This window comes from Paenibacillus sp. J31R109 (assembly GCF_059692055.1).
The window spans coordinates 25,912-47,996 of record NZ_JCAUAR010000018.1; the positions used below are offsets into that span (position 1 = coordinate 25,912).

The 22,085-nt window shown below is 44.4% G+C and carries 14 protein-coding genes; 12 read left to right on the plus strand and 2 right to left on the minus strand.

All coding sequences use genetic code 11. The features are described 5' to 3' along the window. Positions 1–75: 75 nt before the first annotated feature. The 10 genes from AC58QT_RS29720 (at position 76) to AC58QT_RS29765 (ending at position 16,541) form a co-directional block, all read left to right on the plus strand. The gene (locus tag AC58QT_RS29720; protein ID WP_497412134.1) at positions 76–1,578 is read left to right on the plus strand and encodes a hypothetical protein; all 1,503 of its coding nucleotides are present in this window, start codon (positions 76–78) and stop codon (positions 1,576–1,578) included. A 242-nt stretch (positions 1,579–1,820) separates the two neighbouring features. Next, positions 1,821–2,774: an ABC transporter permease gene (locus tag AC58QT_RS29725; protein ID WP_497412135.1), complete on the plus strand. Its 954-nt coding sequence runs from the start codon at positions 1,821–1,823 to the stop codon at positions 2,772–2,774. Positions 2,775–2,810: 36 nt separating this feature from the next. Next, positions 2,811–3,704: a carbohydrate ABC transporter permease gene (locus AC58QT_RS29730; protein ID WP_497412136.1), complete on the plus strand. Its 894-nt coding sequence runs from the start codon at positions 2,811–2,813 to the stop codon at positions 3,702–3,704. A 24-nt stretch (positions 3,705–3,728) separates the two neighbouring features. Beyond that, a complete protein-coding gene (locus AC58QT_RS29735; protein WP_497412137.1) occupies positions 3,729–5,381 on the plus strand; it encodes an ABC transporter substrate-binding protein in 1,653 nt (550 codons plus the stop codon). 81 nt (positions 5,382–5,462) lie between these two features. Then, positions 5,463–7,043 carry a sulfatase family protein gene (locus AC58QT_RS29740; RefSeq protein WP_497412138.1) on the plus strand — a complete coding sequence of 527 codons (1,581 nt, stop codon included), beginning with the start codon at positions 5,463–5,465 and terminating at the stop codon, positions 7,041–7,043. A gap of 4 nt (positions 7,044–7,047) precedes the next feature. Then, on the plus strand, positions 7,048–8,373 hold the full coding sequence (locus AC58QT_RS29745; RefSeq protein ID WP_497412139.1) for a sulfatase family protein: 1,326 nt from the start codon (positions 7,048–7,050) through the stop codon (positions 8,371–8,373). 13 nt (positions 8,374–8,386) lie between these two features. Next, on the plus strand, positions 8,387–9,442 hold the full coding sequence (locus tag AC58QT_RS29750) for an alpha-L-fucosidase (protein WP_497412140.1): 1,056 nt from the start codon (positions 8,387–8,389) through the stop codon (positions 9,440–9,442). A 95-nt stretch (positions 9,443–9,537) separates the two neighbouring features. After that, positions 9,538–11,856: a helix-turn-helix domain-containing protein gene (locus AC58QT_RS29755; RefSeq protein ID WP_497412141.1), complete on the plus strand. Its 2,319-nt coding sequence runs from the start codon at positions 9,538–9,540 to the stop codon at positions 11,854–11,856. Positions 11,857–12,086: 230 nt separating this feature from the next. After that, on the plus strand, positions 12,087–14,795 hold the full coding sequence (locus tag AC58QT_RS29760; protein WP_497412142.1) for a right-handed parallel beta-helix repeat-containing protein: 2,709 nt from the start codon (positions 12,087–12,089) through the stop codon (positions 14,793–14,795). A 12-nt stretch (positions 14,796–14,807) separates the two neighbouring features. Next, a complete protein-coding gene (locus tag AC58QT_RS29765; RefSeq protein ID WP_497412143.1) occupies positions 14,808–16,541 on the plus strand; it encodes an arylsulfatase in 1,734 nt (577 codons plus the stop codon). A gap of 49 nt (positions 16,542–16,590) precedes the next feature. On the opposite strand, the gene AC58QT_RS29770 is transcribed toward AC58QT_RS29765, so the two are convergent. Beyond that, positions 16,591–17,985: a sulfatase family protein gene (locus AC58QT_RS29770; protein WP_497412144.1), complete on the minus strand. Its 1,395-nt coding sequence runs from the start codon at positions 17,983–17,985 to the stop codon at positions 16,591–16,593. 91 nt (positions 17,986–18,076) lie between these two features. Between AC58QT_RS29770 and AC58QT_RS29775 the strand changes: the two genes are divergently transcribed. Beyond that, positions 18,077–18,964, plus strand: a complete 888-nt coding sequence (locus AC58QT_RS29775) for a helix-turn-helix domain-containing protein (RefSeq protein WP_497412145.1) — start codon at positions 18,077–18,079, stop codon at positions 18,962–18,964. Here AC58QT_RS29775 and AC58QT_RS29780 read toward each other — a convergent pair. Continuing rightward, positions 18,947–19,822, minus strand: a complete 876-nt coding sequence (locus AC58QT_RS29780) for a helix-turn-helix transcriptional regulator (RefSeq protein WP_497412146.1) — start codon at positions 19,820–19,822, stop codon at positions 18,947–18,949. The two genes, AC58QT_RS29775 and AC58QT_RS29780, sit on opposite strands and share 18 nt — an antisense overlap. A gap of 107 nt (positions 19,823–19,929) precedes the next feature. Here AC58QT_RS29780 and AC58QT_RS29785 point away from each other — a divergent pair, with 107 nt between their 5' ends. Continuing rightward, positions 19,930–22,080 (plus strand): alpha-galactosidase, encoded by a 2,151-nt coding sequence (locus AC58QT_RS29785; RefSeq protein WP_497412147.1) that lies wholly within the window; start codon positions 19,930–19,932, stop codon positions 22,078–22,080. Positions 22,081–22,085 lie beyond the last annotated feature (5 nt).

A 22,085-nucleotide genomic window follows, 5' to 3' on the forward strand; every position in this document is an offset into this window, starting at 1 on the left:
TTTATTTGCACAACAAATGAGGGGCACCATACGTCTAACTAAAATGGCATACATTGGATGTAGGGGTGGTTTGTTTTGAAGAATAGGAAATGGTTGATTTACGCAATTTTAATCCTTACTTGTATCGTCGGCTGTGAAAGAGAAGAAAAGGATCTACCCGTAACATCTGCTAAGGAGAGTACGAAACCAGTTGAACTGCCTGCCGTATCACCAACTTCCAAGTCAAGTGAAGTCACACCATTCGTGGAAGTACCTCAACAAGCTGTCAGTATTCGTTTGGAGCCAAGAGGTTATTTAAGAGCACCCGTTGAGACGATTGTCGCGGACACACCGCAAACATTCGCCATTACGTTTCCTGAAGGGATGAATCGCAAATCTGTAGAGGAAACATTACGTAAAGCTATCACGATGAGTGGAGATCCTAGTCCACAAATAGACGTCGTATTCAATTGGCACAATGAGAGAGCGTTAAACCTCACCGTCTCCATAAAAGGTCTCGTTAACAATACGTATCCAATACATGGCTATACCGTTGATGTGAACGGAGCAGTAACAAGTTCAGGTACAGCACTGAGAGATACTCCTACATTTCAGACTTATATTCAAAAGCCTCAACAATTATGGCGTATCTCCGTCGAAGATGGACGTAAGGAAAAGATCAGTAAGTTCACTGAACCCTTTCATTTGCTGGCCTTGTATAATGCCGATTTCATGCTAGCTACGCAATTCCTCGACTACTGTGAATGTGATGCGACATTACCGCTATCCCATTCGGTCTATAACGTTGGTCTTAATGAAATGAAGACGTATCCAGTACCACTTATGATTCAATATAAAGGGAAAGGCGATTTTGTCGCGGACACACGAGGCTTTTTCTATGAGCAACCGAAGAACGGTGTTGAGATTCCGCGAAGCGAAACGGAGCTAGAAATTCACGTACCTGGCTATGTCCACGGGGCCTCATTTAGTCTAGATCGTAAGCAATTGATTCTCGCCCTCGGCCAAGAAAAGCAAGAAACGGATTTGGATTTTGTTATTTATCACTTGGAAACGAAGAAAATCGTGAACCTCCCCAAAAGACTCATAGGTCAAATACCAGATAACCAAGTTAGCTCTACGAAAATACCCATTCAATTTCAAGATGATGGCAGGTATGTGTATACGTATATGATTAATGAAGAGACACATGAAAGTCAGGAGTTCCGCTATTCGTGGAGCAGTGGCATGTTTGAGGCGTGGAAATCGCCAATTGGAGACCATGGTTGGAGTGGATTTGTGGCTTCAGACGATGGGGCATATCGTTATTATTACAACGGTAATGGTGTGATATATCATGAAAACGAAAGGATGACACTGCCTGCCGATTTACAACCACGTTTTTGGCAAAAAGGAACACATCGCTTTGTGTCATTCAAGAATAGGGACTTTAACGCCAATTCTTCTTTATCCCTGTATAGTTACAACGTCGATGATCAAAAAGAGAAAGTGATTGCAAAGCTTAGTCCTGGTGATTATGAATTGGTGGGTAGCAGCACGGATGGACAATGGGTTTATGTATCTGCCAGAAATGAATTATGAGTGAAAAAGGCGCGCTGATCGCTAATAAAAAGGCTCCTCATCTTAACGGATGATGGAGCCTTTTTACGCATAAGATCAAGCTTTCGGCCGGTACAGCTCATAAAATTATCCATCTTTCTTAAAATAATCAACCTGCGATTTCCTAATTAAATCCATGTTTATGTGAAGTGATGGTTTTTTTGTCGACGCTATTTCAGTAGGCTAAAGTAACCAGTCGAATGGAAAGAAGGAATGGTCACCTCATGAAACCAAGTATACCAATGGGAATTAACGAAAATGTAAAATTTAAGAAAATAGTACGGAAACTGAGCAGAAGCAAACAACTTTACCTCATGCTGCTGCTTCCGATAATCTATTTTATTATTTTCAAATATATTCCCATGTTCGGCATCCAAATTGCGTTCAAGAAATTTATGGCGGTGAAAGGGATTTGGGATAGCCCTTGGATTGGCTTCAGGAACTTTGAGAAATTGTTCGCTTCCTATCAATTCAAACGAATAGTGCTAAATACAATCGGCTTAAGCTTCTACCAATTGATTGTCGCTTTCCCATTTCCAATCCTTCTGGCACTAGGCATACATAGTATGAATAACAAGACATACAAGAAAATCGTACAAATGACGACGTATGCGCCGCATTTTATTTCGACGGTCGTCATTATCGGTATTGCGCTGCAGTTCTTGAGTTTGAGATTAGGGATCATCAACCATCTCATTGCCTTTTTCGGGGGACCACAAATCGATTTTCTCGGCGAGCCCGCCTATTTCAAATCCATCTATGTGGGGACAGAGGTTTGGCAGAATGCAGGGTGGGGAACCATCATCTACTTGGCTGTGCTCGCGGGTGTCCATCCAGAACGATATGAAGCAGCACTCATGGATGGAGCGACGAAATTCCAGCGGTTAATCTATATCGATGTTCCTGCCATCATGCCGACCGCCATTATTCTCCTCATTTTACAAACAGGACATATCATGCAAGTAGGCTTCGAAAGAGTGTTGCTGCTACAAAATCCTTTGAATCTAAGAACAGCGGAAGTGCTCCAAACCTACGTGTATAAAGTGGGATTAGCGTCCGCAATGACGGACTATTCCTTCGCAACCGCCATCGGTTTATTCACCGGCGTGGTCAATTTCATTTTTATCATTACCGTGAATCAAATTGCCAAAAAAGCAGGCCAAGTAAGTCTATGGTAATCGACAATCCCATGAGGGAAGGAGATGAGCAGTTGTATGTACGCTTTTCAAGAAAGTAAAAAAGATCATGTCTTTAATGTGATTAATTATCTATGTATCACCTTGTTTTTCCTAGCTGTTTTGTATCCAATTCTGTATGTCGTAAGCTCATCCTTCAGCTCTCCGGAAGCTGTCTTAACAGGAAGAGTACGACTATGGCCTGTTGAGCCCAGTATTGCAGGGTACAAAGCGCTATTTGAATATAAACCGATTTGGCGAGGATACTCGAACTCCATCATTTATACGGTGGTAGGAACTTTCATCAATGTGGTCTTGACGATTTTGGCAGCGTACCCGCTTTCTCGCAAAGATTGCTATGGGCGCGGCGGCATTATGCTATTCATGGCCTTTACGATGATTTTCAGCGGTGGGCTAATTCCAACGTACCTGGTCGTAAACGGACTTGGATTAGTGAATTCAATGTGGGCCTTAATTATCCCGAGTGCCATCACCGTGTTGAATGTGGTTCTGGCTCGCACGTATTTCCAAAGCACCATATCGGATGAAGTGCTGGAAGCGGCTCAAATGGATGGCTGCAGTGATTTTCAATTTCTAGGGTATGTCGTGCTGCCATTATCCAAAGCCATCATTGCTGTCATTTCCTTATTTTACGCGGTAGATCATTGGAACTCATTTTTCGATGCGCTGATTTACTTGCGAGATAAGGATAAGTTCCCATTGCAGATGTTTCTCCGCGATATTCTAATCCTCAATTCCGTCGATACATCTTTAATTGGCGTGGATTTAGATGAGATGAGCGCTAGGGAAGGAGTGAGGGAGCTACTCAAGTATTCTGTCATTATCGTTTCAAGCATCCCCGTTTTACTGATGTACCCGTTTGTCCAGAAGTATTTTGTAAAGGGAGTCATGATTGGTTCAATTAAAGGTTAACTACTTTTTCAGGAGGAAACGACAATGAACAAGACCAAGAAATTAACAGCGGTGCTAAGTTTAACGGTATCAACGGCTTTCGTGTTTGCGGGCTGCTCCGATAAGGCTGCGCAAGATCAGCCAACGGTGACACCTGTGAAAGAAGAGAAGGTGACAGCAGCAGGTTCCTTTCCGATTACCAAAGAAAAGACGACGCTCAAAATATTTACTCTGAATGACCCTGTCATCGAAAATATCGAAACAAATGAACTGACTAAAGAATACGAGGAAAAAACGAACATTCATATCGATTGGTCACTTGTTAGCAGCAAGGATATGGAACAGAAAAGAAATCTATTGTTAGCAGCGAACTCGGATCTGCCCGATGTGTTTATGAATACGAAGATCAGCAATGTCCAACAAGTGCAGTATGGGAACCAAGGGGTTCTGTTGGAGCTGAACGGTCTAATTGATAAATATGGCTTTCATATTAAAAAACTACTAGACGCGAATCCGCTAATTAAGCAAATGATCACCACGCCAAATGGCAAGATCTATGCGTTGCCTTCCGTTGAAGAAACGTATCATACGACATTAGGGCAAAAGCTGTGGATTAACCAAGATTGGCTGACAAAGCTGGGTCTCAAAATGCCGGAAACGACAGATGAGCTGTACACGGTTCTCAAAGCTTTCAAAGAAAAAGATCCGAATGGCAACGGCAAAGCGGATGAAATCCCGCTGACAGGCAGCATTAACGGCTATAACACCAACGTATATCACTTTATAATGTCTGCGTTTGTGTATGATAGAGGCTTTGATGAGCGGCCATTTATTTTGGAGAATGGGAAAGTATCTACCTCTTTTGACAGAGCAGAGTGGAAGGAAGGCTTGAAATTTCTTAACAAGCTGTATAAGGAGGGCTTACTGGATAAAGGAGCAATCACACAGGACAATGCGCAATTAAAACAACTGGGTAACAACAAAAATGATGTTCTGATCGGTAGTGTTACCGCAGGAGCGATGACTGGGTTTATGGCGGCAGGCACAGAGAGAATGAAGAGCTACACCTCAGTTCCGCCATTGAAAGGTCCAAAAGGGGTACAAACAACGGGATACTATCCGTATCAAGTCGATTCAGGTAAGTTCGCGATTACGAGTGCAAGTAAAAATCCAGAAGCCGCGATTCGTTGGATCGACTGGTTCTATAGTATTGATGGCACACTGAGATCGAATGCAGGAAGACAGGATATTGAGTGGCGATATGGGAAAGACGGAGAGAAGGGCATTGATGGCAATAAGGGCACATTCTTCCGAATCCTAAAATTCGGCAACACGCAGAATGTGCACTGGAACAAGAATACACCTGTGTATTATCCGCAAGCCTTCCGAAGCGCGAATATTGCTGAAGCGACAGATCAAGAAGCCATTCTGTACCAAGAAACGAAGAAGAAATATGAGCCGTTTAAGCCAAAAGAAGTGCTACCACCTATCTTTTTAGAGGAAAAAACAGCGGAAGAGTACAATGGCATTGATTTCTCCATTATGGAATATGTGAAGGAATCGACGGCTAGATTTGTCGTTGGGGACCTTGATGCTGACAAAGACTGGGATACCTATCTGAAAGAGCTAGATAAAATCGGCTTGAAGAAGTATGTAGATCTCACGCAGAAGGCTTACGACAAACAATATAAAAAATAAGAAGAGCAACTATGTTATCATCTGGGGCACGATGGCTGTGCCTCTTTTTATGTAGAAAAGCAGAAAGGAAGTGGAACCACCATGCAGACGAAGCGGAAAAATATCTTATTTATTACAACCGATCAACAGCGCAAGGATACAGTAAGGAGCTATGGCAATGAGCATATTCAGACACCGAATTTAGATAGGCTTGCCCAAGAAGGGATACAGTTTAATCGCGCTTACTGTGAGAGTCCGGTCTGCACACCATCGCGGATAACACTGGTTACGGGTAAGAAATCAAGTCACCACGGTGCGACACATCACAATAACTCCATGCGCAGCGGCGAGAGAACCATCGGAGATGTGCTTAGCGAGCAAGGGTATCGGACACATTTTATCGGTAAAGCGCATTTCAAATCACAACAGCATCGAGGGACGGAGGAGTCAATCGCAGACTGGCGTGATGGGACGTTTGAAGCGTGGAATGGGCCTTACGCAGGTTTTGAAACGGTGCAGCTCATACTAGGGCATAGCAATTCACTGTATGGGCATTATGGCAAGTGGCTCCGAGAGGAGCATGCAGACGACTATCACTATTTTAAGACGGAAAACATGGAGAAGCTGGATGTATCCTGTGGGCAAGGGGTTTATAAGAACGATATTCCTGAGCATCTATTTTCCTCTAGTTATGTAGGAGATCAAACCTGCTGCTTTCTGGAATCGGTGAGAGACAGTGAACAACCGTTTTATTGCTTTGCCAGCTTCCCGGACCCGCATTGGCCGATTATGCCGCCGAAACCATTCTTTGAGATGTATGAAGGCGTGGAGATCCCAGCTGTGACGCCTTATAACGGAGAGGCGGAGCAAGACAATTATCCGCAGCAATTCAGAGCACTTCGCCACGAAAACAGGAAAGGCTATGATGGCGGTGGGCATTATGTCAAGGATGTGTCTGATCTAGCAACGATCACTCGTGCGTATTGGGGTGCAGTCAGTCTTATTGATAAAAATGTGGGGAAAATGCTAGATAAACTGGAAGAGCTCGGCTTAGCAGACGATACCATTATCGTGTTTACCTCGGATCATGGGGAATACATGGGCTCACACGGTTTAATGGCTAAAGGTGGCTGTCTCTATGAAGAGCTGATTAATATTCCTTTTCTCATCAAGAATCCGGGTTCTTCCTACAAAGGCGTTCAGACAGAAGCCCTCTTATCCTTTGTAGATGTTGTACCTACACTCTTGGAAGCTGTAGGTATTGACCAGCATACTTTGTCAGCGGATGGGGTATCGCAATGGGCTGTCGTGAATGGGGAAAGCCAAAGTGTGCGCGATCGATTAACCCTTCTCCATGCAGGGCGAGATCGTCGATTAAGCCCTGATCAACATGCGTTGATTACGAAGGAATGGAAGTTGGTTTATGTCGCTGGTGATCCGAATGGTGAGCTTTACAATTTGATTCAGGACCCGCAAGAACTGAACAATTTGTATAACAAAAGCGAGTATGGTGTCATCCAAAAACAGCTTACGCTGCAACTCTTGGATGAGATTATTTTGCAAATGGATTTGGAGCCCATCGCCACACAACAAACGGCTGGTAAATTTGGCATCCATCATATGTCATATGACGTATGGAAAAAAGAATTTGACCAGTTAGAGCAACAGACAGGAAAGGTATGATGCGATGAATAAGCAGCCGAATCTATTATTTCTTTTTCCTGATTCCCATCGGGGGGATTGGATGCCTTATGAGGGCGCGAATTTGCCGTTACGGATGCCTCATATCCAGCAATTGATGCAGGAAGGGGTTACGTTTACACAAGCAATTACACCGTCGCCCTTATGTGCGCCGGCGAGAGCGTGTTTGGCTGCCGGAGTCAGGTATGACCAGTGTGAAACACCGAGTAATGAGGCGAATTATCCTTTAAAAAAGAAGACCTTTTACAGTGTGCTTAAAGAAGCTGGTTACCAGGTCGGCGGAGTAGGAAAATTCGATCTTCACAAGCCTACCTACTGGTGGGGGTTGGACGGTTGGATCAACGATTTGGCTGCGCTTGGATTCACTAAAGCAATAGATAATGCTGGCAAAATTGATGCTATTCTATCTGGGAAGGAAGGCCCGAAAGATCCTTATATGGCCTATTTATATCAGCGTGATCTTGCACAGCTACACATGGCGGACATGAAGAATCGCAAGGGACATGGTACAGCACCGACCGATTTGCCAGATGATGCCTATTGCGACAATTGGATTACATCGAATGCGGTGGGCATGCTGCAGAATTTTGATATAAATCAGCCTTGGTTTATGATGGTGAACTTTACGGGACCGCATGGACCATGGGATATCACGAAACGAATGAAAGCGGCTTGGCAGGATGTAACGTTCCCATCGCCTTACAATTGGGAATGGGATGGGGATCGCAACCCTAACGAAATTCGGCAAAACTATGCGGCCATGCTAGAGAATATTGATCGGAATATTGGACTGATCATCGATGAGATCAAGTTTAGAGGCGAATGGGAGAATACGATCATTGTGTATGCTTCGGATCATGGTGAAATGTTAGGAGATCATGGTCGTTTTGGAAAATGTGTCCCACACCGCAGTTCGGTGCATATTCCACTGGTGATCAGCGGTCCAGGCATCCGTCGCGGGGAGGTTTCTGCAGCGCTAGTAGAGCTGCAAGATTTAGCTGCGACTTTCACGGCTTATGCGGGCACGGTCATGCCGGAAGCGGTGGATGCAATTTCATTAAAGCCGCTTCTGGAAGGGAAACAAGTGCAGCTTCGGGACTATCAAGTCTCGTCACTGGCTGCCGATGGCAAACACAATAAACATAGTTGGTCAATGATTTCCGACGGCACATTTAAGCTGGTTATGACCGATGATGAAGAACCGAAGTTATTTAATGTCGTTAATGATCCATGGGAAAATAGCGATATTGCTCAGCAACATGAGCAGGTTGTACGTGAATTACAAGGCGCATTGAAGCATTCATCAAGCTAAAGGAGAGATCATCATGTTACCTGTTCCTGCTTATTTAGAACGGTATGCGGAGCTGTACCAACACAACCCCCGTGAAGCGAATTTGGCTTGGTTCAAGGAGGCTAAGTACGGACTGTTTCTTCATTACGGCCTATACTCCTTATTGGGCGTTGATAGCCGTGAAGACGAAAAAATCATGGAATGGGTGCAATATAACCGACAAATACCTGTCAGTGAATACGCAAAGTTGAAGGATCAATTTACGGCTGAGCATTTTGATGCGGATGCCATAGCGGCTTTTGCCAAAGAAAGCGGAATGAATTATATCAATTTGACGACACGCCATCATGAAAGTTTCTGCTTATTTGAGACGCAATTGACCGACTTCAATAGCTTGAATTCGCCAGCGAAGCGTGATTTGGTGAAAGAATTGGCTGATGCCTGTGAGAAATATCAATTAGGCTTCTTCTTGTACTATTCGCATGGAAGAGATTGGAAACATCCGCATGCACCCAACAATAATCTTTGGGGCAGTGCTGCGCGACCAGCATATAACCCAGATGAGCCGACATATAAGTATGGAGAAGAGAGTCAGTTGTCCATTTACGTGGCTTTCATGAAGGCCCAGATCACGGAATTGCTTGTCCAATATCCCACTGCTGCGGGCATTTGGTTAGATGGGATTGGTGTATTGAGGACGGGGGACCATACACAGTTCAATTGTGAAGAGTTATACGAACATATCCGAGCAACATCCCCTCATGCTTTGATCTCATACAAACAAGGCTTATTGGGTACAGAGGACTTTTTTGCTCCCGAGCATAATATTGAAAAGCTAAATCAAGGGGATCAAGCAGAAGGAAAGATAGTCGAAGTCTGCACGACGATGATTAATAACCCTGTTTCGTGGGGATACAAAGCCGAAGCGAAGCATCTGACAGAGGGGGAAGTATGGGATAAGTTAATGGCAGCGAGAGCTAAGAAATATAACTTACTTTTGAATATTGGCGTGCTTCCGGATGGCTCCTTAGATCCCAAAGATAAGGATGTTTTAACGAAAATAGGGCGACGACTTGGTGATGTTTACTGATGATAGCGTTTTCATCAAAGTGTGTAATTCCGACTTGACACATGGGAATTATGTGAATATAATGGGTTCACCGCTAGTGATCGGAGGTGTTTCCGTTGAGAAGTAAGTTGAAACGTACGTTCTCAAGCTTATTAGTATCCTATCTGATTATTATGTTTTTCACCGTGTCGATTGGCGCAGTTATGTATATTGTGGCATTGCGCGTCGTCGAGAAGGATGCTACCGAATCGAATGTATCCATGCTCAGGCAGAGTAGTGAAGTCGTGGATGCACGCTTGAAGGAAGTTGAGAATATCGTGACCCAGGTGAGCTTTCATCCCAAAATCAGCTCTCTTCTCAACGTCACCTCCTTAACAGGGGATTCGGATTCCTATAAGGCGATTGACACCTGGAAATATATACAAAATTATAAATTCACCAGTGATTTTATTGGAAACTTCTACGTGCATTTCAACAATACGGACTTGATTATGTCACCCAAAGATATGTCAATGCGCATGCCTATGTACTATCAAGAAACGTTAAATTTCAGCGGACTTACCTATGAAGAGTGGAATTCGGAGTTTCTGCAGAAATACCATAAAGGTGAGTACCTGCCAGCGCGTGATATTGTCGTAAACGGGAAACGGAATCCGTATGTGACTTATATTCAGTCCGTGCCACTAGGCTTTAATCATCCCAAGGGAACTATTCTCGTACTCATTCCAGAATCCGAAATTCATCGGTTGTTGAATCGACTTAACCTCCAGAACGGGGCATGGTCTTATATTTCTGACAACAATGGTCGAGTGATTACATCAATTGGCGGTCAGAACGGGCTTCCTCATGTAGAGAATTTAGCGCTTAACGGAAAAGAAGGCTTCGTTCAACAACGAATGAGCGGAGAAGATATGCTCGTTAGCTATTATACATCCTCGGAAACGAAATGGACCTACGTTTCGGCCATACCTACCCGACTCGTCATGAAGAAAGTGGATGACCTCAAGAAACTCAACGCGTTTATTATTCTGATAGGACTCTTTGTCGGTCTCATCATTGCCATCTTCTTTGCTAATCGGAATAGCCAACCGATTCGTGCGTTAATAAAACGTTTCGGTGAAAAACTCACTGGAATAAGTGATCACAATTCCAATGAGTATAGCTTCTTAGAAGGCTCTATTTCAAAGTTGATTGTGAATAACGAAGCCTTGCATTCAGAGATCCAACAGCAGATCCCGTTGCTTAGAGCTGCCTTAGTAGATCGCTTGCTGCGTGGTGAATTCAATGATTCGTATGAAATTGAAGCTTCGTTCGCTGATATGAGCTTACATTTGACAGGCAATTATTATAGTGTCGCTGTACTGCGGCTGAAATGGCATGAGGAAGGTCGGAGTAGTCTAGCTCATGATTTCCTGACATTGAAAAGAGTCATCATGAAAGAACTGCTTAGTAAAGAACTGGGCTCTTCGGGTTTCATTCATGATTTGGGGCAGGAGCGAATTGCTATTTTGATGAATTTTTCCGATGAGAATCGGGAGCAATTCGAAGAACTAGCGATGGGAACCATTCACAGGTTGAATGAGAGGGTGAATGAATTTACAGATATACAAGTGACGTTTGGCGTTGGCGGCATCTATGAAAACCTACTGGATGTCTATCGTTCCTTTAATGAAGCCAATAAAGCGCTTGATATGTTGATGAATAGGAACGAGTCCTACGTGCTTCGCTATGACGAGATACCTAAGGATGATGAGGGCTACTATTATCCGATCGAAATCGAACAGCGAATGATGAATTTAGTGAAATCAGGCAATGAGAGAGAAGTCCGGAAGCTGTTCGAGGATATACATAGAGAGAATACGCAGGAACGACGTATGACAACGAATACGATGAGGCTCCTTATTTTTGATCTATCAGCGACAGGGTATAAATTAATCCATGAGGTTTTTCAGTTAAATGGGAAAGAGGAAGACCTCGCGTATCGAGATTTTATTGAACATGTTAGCGCATTTCAAGCTTTTCAAGATGCCTTTCGCTATATAACCGATACACTTGCCAGCTTATGCCAATATGTCAACACACAGAAAAAGAGCCGCAATGTGGAGCTGAAGGATCGCATTATAGGATACTTACATAAGAATTACTCGGATGGCAACTTGTGTTTAGCGAATGTAGCGGAACATTTTCATATTAGCGAAGTGTACTTGTCCCAATTTTTCAAGGAGCAGGTAGGGGAGAATTTCTCTAGCTACATGGAACATATTCGTATGACCCATGCCTGCGAGCTCCTCATGAAAGAAAATCTGACGATCGATGATATTGCTAAGCAAGTCGGATATCACAATACGAATACGTTCTATAAGGCGTTCAAGCGTATGGAGGGCATTAGCCCGGGAACGTTCAGGAAAAATACGGGTCAATTAAGAAGTATATAAGGAATTGGATGTCAGTTCGGAGCATGGGCTCAAGCTGTGGCCAGTTCCTTTTTCTATGTTGTTTGAAGTGAATTCTTAATGAAATCCAATTGCAAAAGCAGAATCATATGGATTTTTCTTAGTTTAATCCAGCTAATCAGTAGGTTTACAGTAGGCAGGTTAAGCAAAATATCATAATCTCAACTATGTATATAGGAATAATACACTATGTAGGTGAGAGGAGATTATTTATGAGTTTAGGTTTATCGCGCAAACGCTATTCATTGTTCATGCTAGTTGTAACTGTACTGTTTACTGTGCAATTTTTCGCCTTTGGATCTTCGGTCACGTATGCTGCTACGCAAGCCACTTTTTATGTTGCGGCAAATGGCAGCGATACGAATGCTGGCACGCTCGCGCAGCCTTTTAAGACAATCGCCAAAGCAAGGGATGTAATCAGGACTATGAATACCAATATGACGGGGGATATCCTGGTTTACTTACGTGCAGGAGACTACTTTAATGACACCACAATTACCTTCACGGAGTCTGATTCAGGAACTAACGGTTATAAAGTGATTTATAAAAATTATGATGCACTAGGCAGCGCTCGTCTGATAGGAGGTCAGAAGCTAACCAATTGGCAGCTGCACGCGGGAAATATTTATAAAACGAATGTAGGCACGAGCTGGAGTTTCGATACGTTGTATGAAAATGGGGAAAGAGCCACACTCGCAAGGTTCCCGAATAATGGCTATAAGAAGATTAAAAGTAGTGATGCTTCACAGCCGAAAAAAGCGTTCATTTACAACAATGGCGATGTGCCGGCAATAGCAGATATCAGTAATCTGCAGGTTTATGTGTGGCCAGGGGCTGTCAATTGGGCTAATGAGATCTTGCCTGTCACCGCGATTAATACAGCGAGTAAGAAAATCACTTTGAGTGAGAATCAACGTTGGCCTTATTTGGGAACGCTTGGTGCAAACTCTCGCTATTTCCTGCAAGGGGCGATTGAACTGCTGGATCAGCCAGGCGAATTCTATCTCGATAAAGCGGCAGGCTATCTGTACTACTATCCAAGGAATGGCAGCATAAGCGCTCAGGAAATTATTGCCCCGAAGGTAGACAGAATTGTAACGCTGAATGGGAGCACGGCAACGAATCGTGTTACGAATATCCAGTTTGAAGGATTGACATTCATGGTTTCCAATAGCACGTATCAAGATATGAATAGTGGAAAAACAGGCAATATCGTCATCCTCAACGCGGATCATATTACGATCAAAAACAACCGGATTCTGAATTCAGCTTCCAACGGCATTTCGTTTCCACCAAATGATTTTCAGACTACCCCCGTGAAAACCCGTGCGTATGACACGATTATTTATGGGAATTACATTCATGATGTAGGGGATAGTGGCGTGCGAATTACGGGGGCCGCCAATACGGCTGATTACACGCATACCGGTCATTTGGTATCTAACAATGAGATTGATGATATCGCTCGTACATCGACGAATGGTTCAGGTATTTATTTTGCAAATGCCGGCAGCACAGAAGCTTCTTATAATAAAGTCACGAACGCGACGCATTATGGCATTCAAGTAAAAGGAAGCAAATGGACCGAAATGCCAGCGGTGATCGAAGGCGTCACAGTGACGACAGCCAATCGGTATAATTTTAACCCAGGCCGTTATAATGTGATTCAATACAATGATGTTTCCAAAGTGAACCAAGACGCGCAGGATACAGGTATTCTCAAAACAGGCGGTATTGTCTACGCAACGATTAATAATAACCGATTGCATGATAGCGGCAGATTTGGGCTGCAGAAGGGGCTTTATCTGGACGATGTGTCAGATCACAATACCGTAACGAACAACATTGTCTATGGGCTGAAAGGCGGCACGAAAATTACCTATAACGTCAAAGGAATTGAGAATCTGGTTCAAAATAATATCGCTGACGCCACTGGCGGTGCTAAAGGTGTGCAGTTGAATGTTATTGGTGATCAGCCAACTCGGGATAACCAACTGCTGAACAACATTATTTTTAAGGCCAGAGTGTTCTATAATTTCTCCTCCTGGTCGAGTAGTCGAGTGCAAGCTTCGAACAATAATACATTTTATAGTTCGACAGGATCCTATGCTTTCGTCAATATACCTGGAAGTGATACATTAGCAACTTGGAAAAATCTCTACAGTCACAAATATGATCAAAATTCCACAACCGCCAACCCGCAGTTCGTCGATGCGGCTAATCATAATTACACCCTGCAATCCACTTCGCCAAGCTTGGCACGCGGGTTTGTGCAAATCGATCAGAGTTCGATTGGTTTAAAAAGTGATTATCCCTACACCGATACAGCTGCCGCGATGAGTATTGAAACGAGCATCGTTGAGCCTAGTCCGGATGCTTCTTTCTCAGAAGACTTTGAGAACGGCTTCGATGCGTGGACGCCAACGTATGGTACACCAACGGCAACAACTGCTCAAGCGCATGCGGGCACGCAAAGTTTTTTCCCTAATCAGGAGCAGGATGAGATTGTTCATGTAATAGGTGATGAAACCTATGGCATATTGACGGTGTGGTTCCATGATAACCTCAATTTCAACGATATGAAGGTTCGCGCTAGACTCAGCAGCACTTCAACGGAAGAGAACGCCATGATTGGTGTGGTTACGAATACATCAACGAATAAATATTCGTATTTAGTAGATGGCCAAACCTGGGTAGCTTCTTCTGTTAATCGCTCAGGGGGGTGGCACGAATTTAAGTTTGATCTCTCATCGGGTGTCGATACGAAGTTGTATATTGATGGCACTTTGATCGCGACGACGGACATTATTACTTCTTTCGATGAAATTTATCTTGGAGATGCTGCGGATACGACAACCACGGGAAATGTCTACTTTGATGATGTTAAATTGTTTGATGTGTATGAACAATATGAAGAATAAGGAGCGTCACATGTGAATGCGAAAAAGCCAAACATCGTAATCGTGATAACAGACGATCAAGGCTACGGCGATCTGGGTTGCTCAGGCAACCCGATCGTTCGAACGCCAAACATCGATCAGCTTTATACCGAAAGTCTGCGTCTTACAGATTATCATGTCGGGCCGACCTGCGCGCCAACACGGGCAGGCCTGTTGACAGGGCATTATCATAATAGTACCGGTGTCTGGCACACAATTGGCGGCAGATCCTTGCTCCGCAAGGATGAAGTGAGTTTAGCGGATGTGTTTCGGGCTGAGGGCTATCGCACTGGTATTTTTGGGAAATGGCATTTGGGTGATAATTATCCCTACAGGCCGCAAGATCGAGGCTTCGATGAAGTCGTCGTCCATGGTGGAGGTGGGATTGGGCAGACGCCCGATTATTGGGGAAATGATTATTTTGACGATACGTACTACGATCACGGTGTACCTAGAAAGTTTGAAGGTTATTGCACAGATATCTGGTTTCGCTTAGGGCTGGATTTCATTGAACGTCATCAAGATAAACCTTTTCTGTGTTATATCCCCACAAATGCGCCTCATACACCGCTGCATGTAGAGGATAAGTATGTGGATCCCTATCGAGAAGAGGTGTCCGAGAAGCGGGCCAAATTTTATGGGATGATCACCAATATTGATGAAAATGTCGGAGGACTCCGCCGTAGATTGGAGGAATTGGGATTATCTGATAACACGATTCTGGTGTTTACTACGGATAATGGTTCAGCCAATGGATGCGAGCTTGATGCGGATGGTTTCGTCACAAGCGGCTTCAATTACGGGATGAGAGGGAAGAAGAGTTCGCCCTATGAAGGGGGGCATCGCGTTCCGTTCTTTCTCCATTGGCCCAATGGCGGCTATACAGTAGGTCAAGACATATCCCACTTAACCTCATATGTGGATATTATGCCTACGCTTATGGAGCTTTGTGGGGTATCTTCTCCGAAGGTGTTGAGTTTGGATGGGCAAAGTCTGAAGCCGCTACTTGATCATGTGGAGCATCCTTGGCCCGACCGGGCTGTCGTCACCGATTCGCAGCGTGTGCCAACACCGGTGAAATGGAAGGATAGCGCGGTTATGCGAGGCAACTGGCGGTTAATCAATGGCAAGGAATTGTATGTGTTGCAGCTGGATCCTGAGCAAAGACGTGATGTAGCGGAACAATTTCCATCTGTCGTTGCGCAGATGCGAATGGATTATGAGGTGTGGTGGAGCAAGGTATCGAGACAATTTGACGAAGAGATTCCGATAAGTATTGGATCAGAGCAAGAGCTTATTACGAAAATAACTTCGCACGATTGGCGAGGTGATGTAGTTGATTGCGCTTGGAATCAGGGCGATATTCGCGCAGGTAAAATATGCAATAGTTATGTCGAACTGCTGGTCGAGACGGATGGCGAGTATGCCTTCGAGCTCCGGCGTTGGCCGCTAGAAGAAGACCGCGATATCACAGGTGGGATTGATGGGATTTTACAAGGATGGTATAGCGGAGGTGTAGCGATTGCGGTGACCCAAGCTACCTTGAAAATCCGTGATGTTGAGATGACGAGTGCTGTGACAGAGGCAGACAAACACATCACGTTCACGCTGTCATTGCGTGCGGGTCCGGCACATTTGCAAACCTATTTAGAAGATGATGAGGGTAACATTCGAGGTGCTTATTATGTATATGTGAGTAAGCACGTGTCGCGTGGTTTCATTGGCTGATCAATATCGCAAAAAAGAAGCTCCCGTCTATCTCACGGGAGCTTCAATATTACCCTTCATAAGCTTCCCAAAAGGATTTACCTAGAGGGTGGAGACGATCATCCCATTCCTCACGGTAATGAAACAGCAACTCCCGCAGCTCGGCTGCCACCGACTCATACACGGGCTCATGAATCAAATTGGTCGTTTCGAATGGATCCTGTATCAGATCGAATAATTGCGTTTCTCGCACATGGCCGACATATTCAATGAGCTTGTATCGGTCGTTTTTCACACTGCGTATCAGATCACTATAGGCAAAATAGAGCGATTCCCGCAAACGTACGGTTGGATTATGCATCATCGGAAGCAAATTCAATCCCTCGACGGTGGCTGGCGTTTCTACGCCAACTAACTCGCAGAGCGTTGGGTAGATATCAAGCAAGTAGGCGTAGTTGTCAAGCTGGAGCCCTTTCGGAATACCGGGTCCTGCAAAGATGAGGGGGACGCGGATGCTATGTTCGTAATGGCTTTGTTTTCCCATAAGGCCATGTTGACCTACGGCAAGCCCGTTATCTCCGGCAAGGAGGATAATGGTATTCTCTGCTTGACCGGATTTCTCTAAAGTAGCAAGAATCCTGCCGATTTCCTCATCAAGATGAGTGATCATCGCATAATACTCTAATAGATGCCTCTTAATCTCAGACTCTGTCCGCGGAAATGAAGCTAGTTCTTCGTCGCGTATTTGCTTTGCGCCATAGTTAAAAGGATGCTCACCCATGAAATTAGGTGGTAGAGTAAGCTCATCTACATTGTACATCTCTCTAAAGCGTGCGGGCATGGTTCTTGGATCGTGCGGCGCCAAATAAGAGACATACATGAAAAAGGGTTCATCGGAGTCGTAATTTTCCAGGAATTGCACAGCTTCTTCACTAAATACATCGGTGGAGTGCTTGCCCGTGGAGAAATAATCGCAATGTACATCAGTCGTCTTACTCTCACGAAGAAAATTCTGAGTAAAAGGGATGAGATTCTCATATGTACCCGTCGGATCGAAGTGACAGAGCGGTACATTCCAATGATCCCACATCCCGCCAAAGAAGACCGAATTCCCGTCCGAAAAGCTCCTGCCGAAAGAAGCAGGACCATTGTGCCATTTTCCCGTTGCAAAAGTTCGATAACCAGCACCACGCAGCGTTTCGCCGAGCGTTTTGTGCTCGGGCGGGATGTTCTGACCATTTTTCTCAATGTGAAAAAGCGTGCGCCCGGAATGCAGCATCGCTCTGCTTGGCATACAAATGGCTGGTGAAGTACCGCTTGGAATATGTGCTTGGGTAAAGGCGGTGCCACTGGCAACAAGCTGATCCATGTGAGGTGTAATGATCTCAGAATTTCCCAAAGCATGAATGGTATCAAAGCGCTGATCATCCGTAAATAAGAATAAAATATTCGGCTTTTTTGTCATGGACATCCCTCAATGAAAGTTATTTGAATACGGTTACCTCTAAGTATAGGCGAATAATCACAGTATTTACATAGAAGGGGAGGCGATTAAGATGTCAAATTTGGAGGATTCTTTCGCGCGATCTCGCCGTTTATTTCATCAATTGATGGCAAGCATGCCCTATGACTGTCATATCAAAATCCATAGCTGTTATAACCGCATTGTCCCACGGCATTGGAAGTTTCAAGATCGTATCAATAGTGACTATCACCTTGTGTACATCAAAGGCGGTGAAGGTCAGTATGACATTAATCATTTCTCGGTCCCATTTGAAAAAGGGAAAATCATCCTCGTCAGCCCGGGGATGGTTCACACGGCAGTTCAAGACATACGAAATCCACCTTCGATCATACCTGTTCGTTTTGGCTTTTATGACAATCGTACGAAGGGGATGGTGAGCCCTGATGTGCAGCCATTTAGTCTTTCTTACCTCTCACATGACACGCTGGCTTTTCAATTGTTGTTCGAGAAGCTATTTGCCTATTCTAAGCATGTTGCAAAGCCCTCTGGCGAGGCTTTATGCGGGACAGTATTGAGTGAAATACTGCTGAAAATGCAACTGGAATTCACAGAGGAAAACAAGCTGTTATCCCTGGATGAACGAATTGAGCGAGTCCAACGTTTCATGGCACATAATCCGCAGCAACGCTATTTGCCGAATCAATTGGCGGAGATGGCCGGACTTTCGGAAAAATATTTTCGGGAGTTGTTTAAAAAGCAAGTCGGTCAGACGCCTATGGCATACCAGGTCACAGTTCGCATGAATCATGCAAGACAACTGCTTATCGAGAGTGGGCAAAAGGTGCATAAAGTCGCGCTGTCTCTAGGGTATCCCGATCCGTATTCGTTTTCCAAACAATTCAAACAAATCATGGGTTACCCGCCAATTGCTCTAAAAGGGTTGCGACATGAAGAAACGTACTCACTCCAAGAAACGTAAATAGTCATCACTCTCGCTTATTTCGGAATGACGAAATGCAAGGGGAGACATGCCGACCATTTTATGAAATACTTTCCCGAAGTAGCTCAAACTGCTGTATCCGCAAAGTGCAGCAATGACCGTGATGGATAATCCAGGGTCTCGCAAGAGTTCAGCTGCCTGTTCGATCCGTCGGTTTCGGACATAATCCATCGGTGTAATCCGGTAGTAGAGAGGAAACATTTTGCATAAATAATATTTGTCCAACTCAGCGACGTCGGCTAACTGATCTAAGGTAAGATCATCGGCAAGATGCTTCTGAATAAATGCAGCAACTCGCCTGTATGGTGGGGGAATGTCCAATTGTGATGGGGCTCCCCCTTCTATAAAGCAGCGCTGAAGGGACAACAACCATTCATAGATCCGAAGCGAAAGGTCAAATCGGTCATTCAACTTGTTCTCAGCTGTATCGGTATACAATCGCCAAAGCAGATGGATTGGTACCGTATCAGCATCCAATTCTAGAACAGGTTCGTACGTTTGAAGTATGTCTTGTCGCAACCAATCCTCTTTAACACCCTCGAATCGAAGCCAAATGAACTCCCATGATTCTCCAATCGACGCATCGAATGTATATTCATGATCGCTAGGAATGGCGACGACGAATGCATGTCCTTTTGGAACCGTGTACATCTCTTTCCCAATACGAAGTTTCCCTGCACCTTTTAACGAAAACTGAAAGATGATTCCTTGGCCGCCGCGCTTAAGACCGTCCCATCGATAATTCTCTTCACTCACCGAGCTGTGCCCGATCGAAATGAGTTTATACAAGTGACGATCGGCACCGCCTGTATATCTAAAACCATATGATTTATGCACAATATATTACCACCTATGTTCAAAATGTTACTATATTTTCTGCGATTCATTGGATATATAATGTCTTTAATAGATAATATATTACCATATTGGAGGTCGCTGAGACGATGTTATTGAAGGAATGGTTGGATTGTTATGTTCATCTGGAAGGGACTTGCTTGTATGTCGGCAATGGCAAGATTGAAAGGAAATGGTCATTTAGCCATGGTTGGCCAGTCAGTGTCTCCATTTTAGATAAAAACAAAGGCGTGGAATGGCTCGCAAACGAATCCAATACGCCAATGTTTCAACTTCCTGGATGGTCGGTTGATCTCCTGCCAGAAACCATTTATCTAACCACTTTAGTCAGTAATGACTTTGGCATTTCACAACCATACTTACAAACGAATGTAGATATGTACAATCAGGCTCAACAAACGCTATACCGTTTGACGGTAAAACTTTATGCAGATGCTGCATTTGTTCGACATGAAATCACCGTGATTCCTGAACATGATGTCATTGCTAATGAACTCGAATTGACGCAACAAATTGAGCCATACCTAGCCTGGACGAAGGCGGATTTCACTGATAATGGCATGGATACACCATCATTGCTTCGATTAGATACAAATAATAAGCAAAAAATGGGTGAGTTAGCTGATAGTTGCGATCACTTGGAGCTTCGGGATCTCCATTGTCGATGGGAAACTAGGCAGTTCCTGGATCAGACCGATACGAACAACAATTTAGTAAGTCGTGACACAGGCTTGCTGTATGTGAATGAGAAACGGCGTTTACCGGGTAATCTGCTGTTCTTGAAGCGGACGCTTCAGCAGAGTGGGTTGTTAGTAATGAAAGAAGGACCAACATCGTTAGGGAATTATCAAAACACCTGTATGGATTTTCATTTCCGCGGAAAGAGCTTGAGCATGACGGGGACGGGAATTCGGCAAGAAGATCTTGCGCAAAAGGAGGAACTCACCACCTACGGAATTACGGTTGGTGTTTATGATGGGACTACCATTGGGGGATATGATTTGCTGCATACCTATCATCGCAATCTTCGTATGCATCATTCAGCTAGGGATAGCTTCATGATGAGCAACACGTGGGGGGATCGATCGAAAGATGGTGCAATAAATGAGACCTTTCTGATCCGTGAGCTGCATGCCGCTGCGGCGCTTGGTTTAAGCATTTTGCAAATTGATGATGGATGGCAGAAGGGGGTTACGGTCAATTCCGTAAATGCCGCAACGAAGGGGAATGGGGGACTGTGGAGCGATTATTATAGCGGCGATGGAGACTTCTGGGAGGTACATCCGGACAGATTTCCAAACGGACTCACACCGATTGTTGTGTTAGCGCAAGAACTAGGGATTGGCTTAGGTCTATGGTTCTCACCCGATGCAAAGAATGATTATGTCAATTGGGAAAAGGATGTCGCTACGCTATTGCGACTCTATAAGGATTATCACATTTGTGCTTTTAAATTAGATGGTATTGAGATTCGCTCCAAACTCGGTGAGAAGCGATTACTCACGATGATGCGTTATGTTTTGGCTGCAACGCAGGGACACGTTGATTTCAACATCGATACAACGGCTCAGAAGCGGTTAGGATACTTTGGACAAACGCAATACGGCAGCATATTCTTAGAAAATCGCTACACGGATTGGCGCAATTATTACCCTCATTGGACACTTCGTAATGTATGGATGCTCGCTCCTTACATGCCGACTTCGAGATTGCAAATGGAGTTTTTGAATGTCAATCGCAATAAGGAGAAGTATGCGGAAGATCCATTAGCTCCTGCTGCTTGTGGGCAAGTCTATGCTTTCGCCGCAGTCGCATTCGCAAATCCATTGGCATGGATGGAACTAAACAGCCTTGAGGACAAACAAATGGCAAGTTTAACCAACATCATTCAAGCGTTAAAGCCTTATCATTCTGACATTGTAGCAGGACATGTGTTGCCAATTGGGGAGGAACCCAATGGTGCGAGTTGGACGGGACTGCAGAGTATTTGTGGACCTACTCATGGTTATCTGATGATCATCCGTGAGCTTCATGAAGCGGATACGACAGCCATTAAACTATGGAATGTGCAGGGTGTTGTGCAAGTAACGGAGTTGATTCGAATGGATGTAAGGGATGAAGTAATTAGCCATTCAACGCTTCAGCCTCGGCAATGGGAGTCGACCCCGCAAGGAGATTATGTGGTAACTCGACCAGCACCATTCACGTTTGCCATATATCGGTACGAGATAGCAACTTAATAAAA

What these genes read in the sequence shown, in the direction of transcription:
- AC58QT_RS29725 (WP_497412135.1), top strand. Translation starts at nt 1,821, where the DNA reads ATGAAACCAAGTATACCAATGGGAATTAACGAAAATGTAAAATTTAAG.
- AC58QT_RS29730 (WP_497412136.1), top strand. Translation starts at nt 2,811, where the DNA reads ATGTACGCTTTTCAAGAAAGTAAAAAAGATCATGTCTTTAATGTGATT.
- AC58QT_RS29735 (WP_497412137.1), top strand. Translation starts at nt 3,729, where the DNA reads ATGAACAAGACCAAGAAATTAACAGCGGTGCTAAGTTTAACGGTATCA.
- AC58QT_RS29740 (WP_497412138.1), top strand. Translation starts at nt 5,463, where the DNA reads ATGCAGACGAAGCGGAAAAATATCTTATTTATTACAACCGATCAACAG.
- AC58QT_RS29745 (WP_497412139.1), top strand. Translation starts at nt 7,048, where the DNA reads ATGAATAAGCAGCCGAATCTATTATTTCTTTTTCCTGATTCCCATCGG.
- AC58QT_RS29750 (WP_497412140.1), top strand. Translation starts at nt 8,387, where the DNA reads ATGTTACCTGTTCCTGCTTATTTAGAACGGTATGCGGAGCTGTACCAA.
- AC58QT_RS29760 (WP_497412142.1), top strand. Translation starts at nt 12,087, where the DNA reads ATGAGTTTAGGTTTATCGCGCAAACGCTATTCATTGTTCATGCTAGTT.
- AC58QT_RS29770 (WP_497412144.1), bottom strand. Translation starts at nt 17,985, where the DNA reads ATGACAAAAAAGCCGAATATTTTATTCTTATTTACGGATGATCAGCGC.
- AC58QT_RS29775 (WP_497412145.1), top strand. Translation starts at nt 18,077, where the DNA reads ATGTCAAATTTGGAGGATTCTTTCGCGCGATCTCGCCGTTTATTTCAT.
- AC58QT_RS29785 (WP_497412147.1), top strand. Translation starts at nt 19,930, where the DNA reads ATGTTATTGAAGGAATGGTTGGATTGTTATGTTCATCTGGAAGGGACT.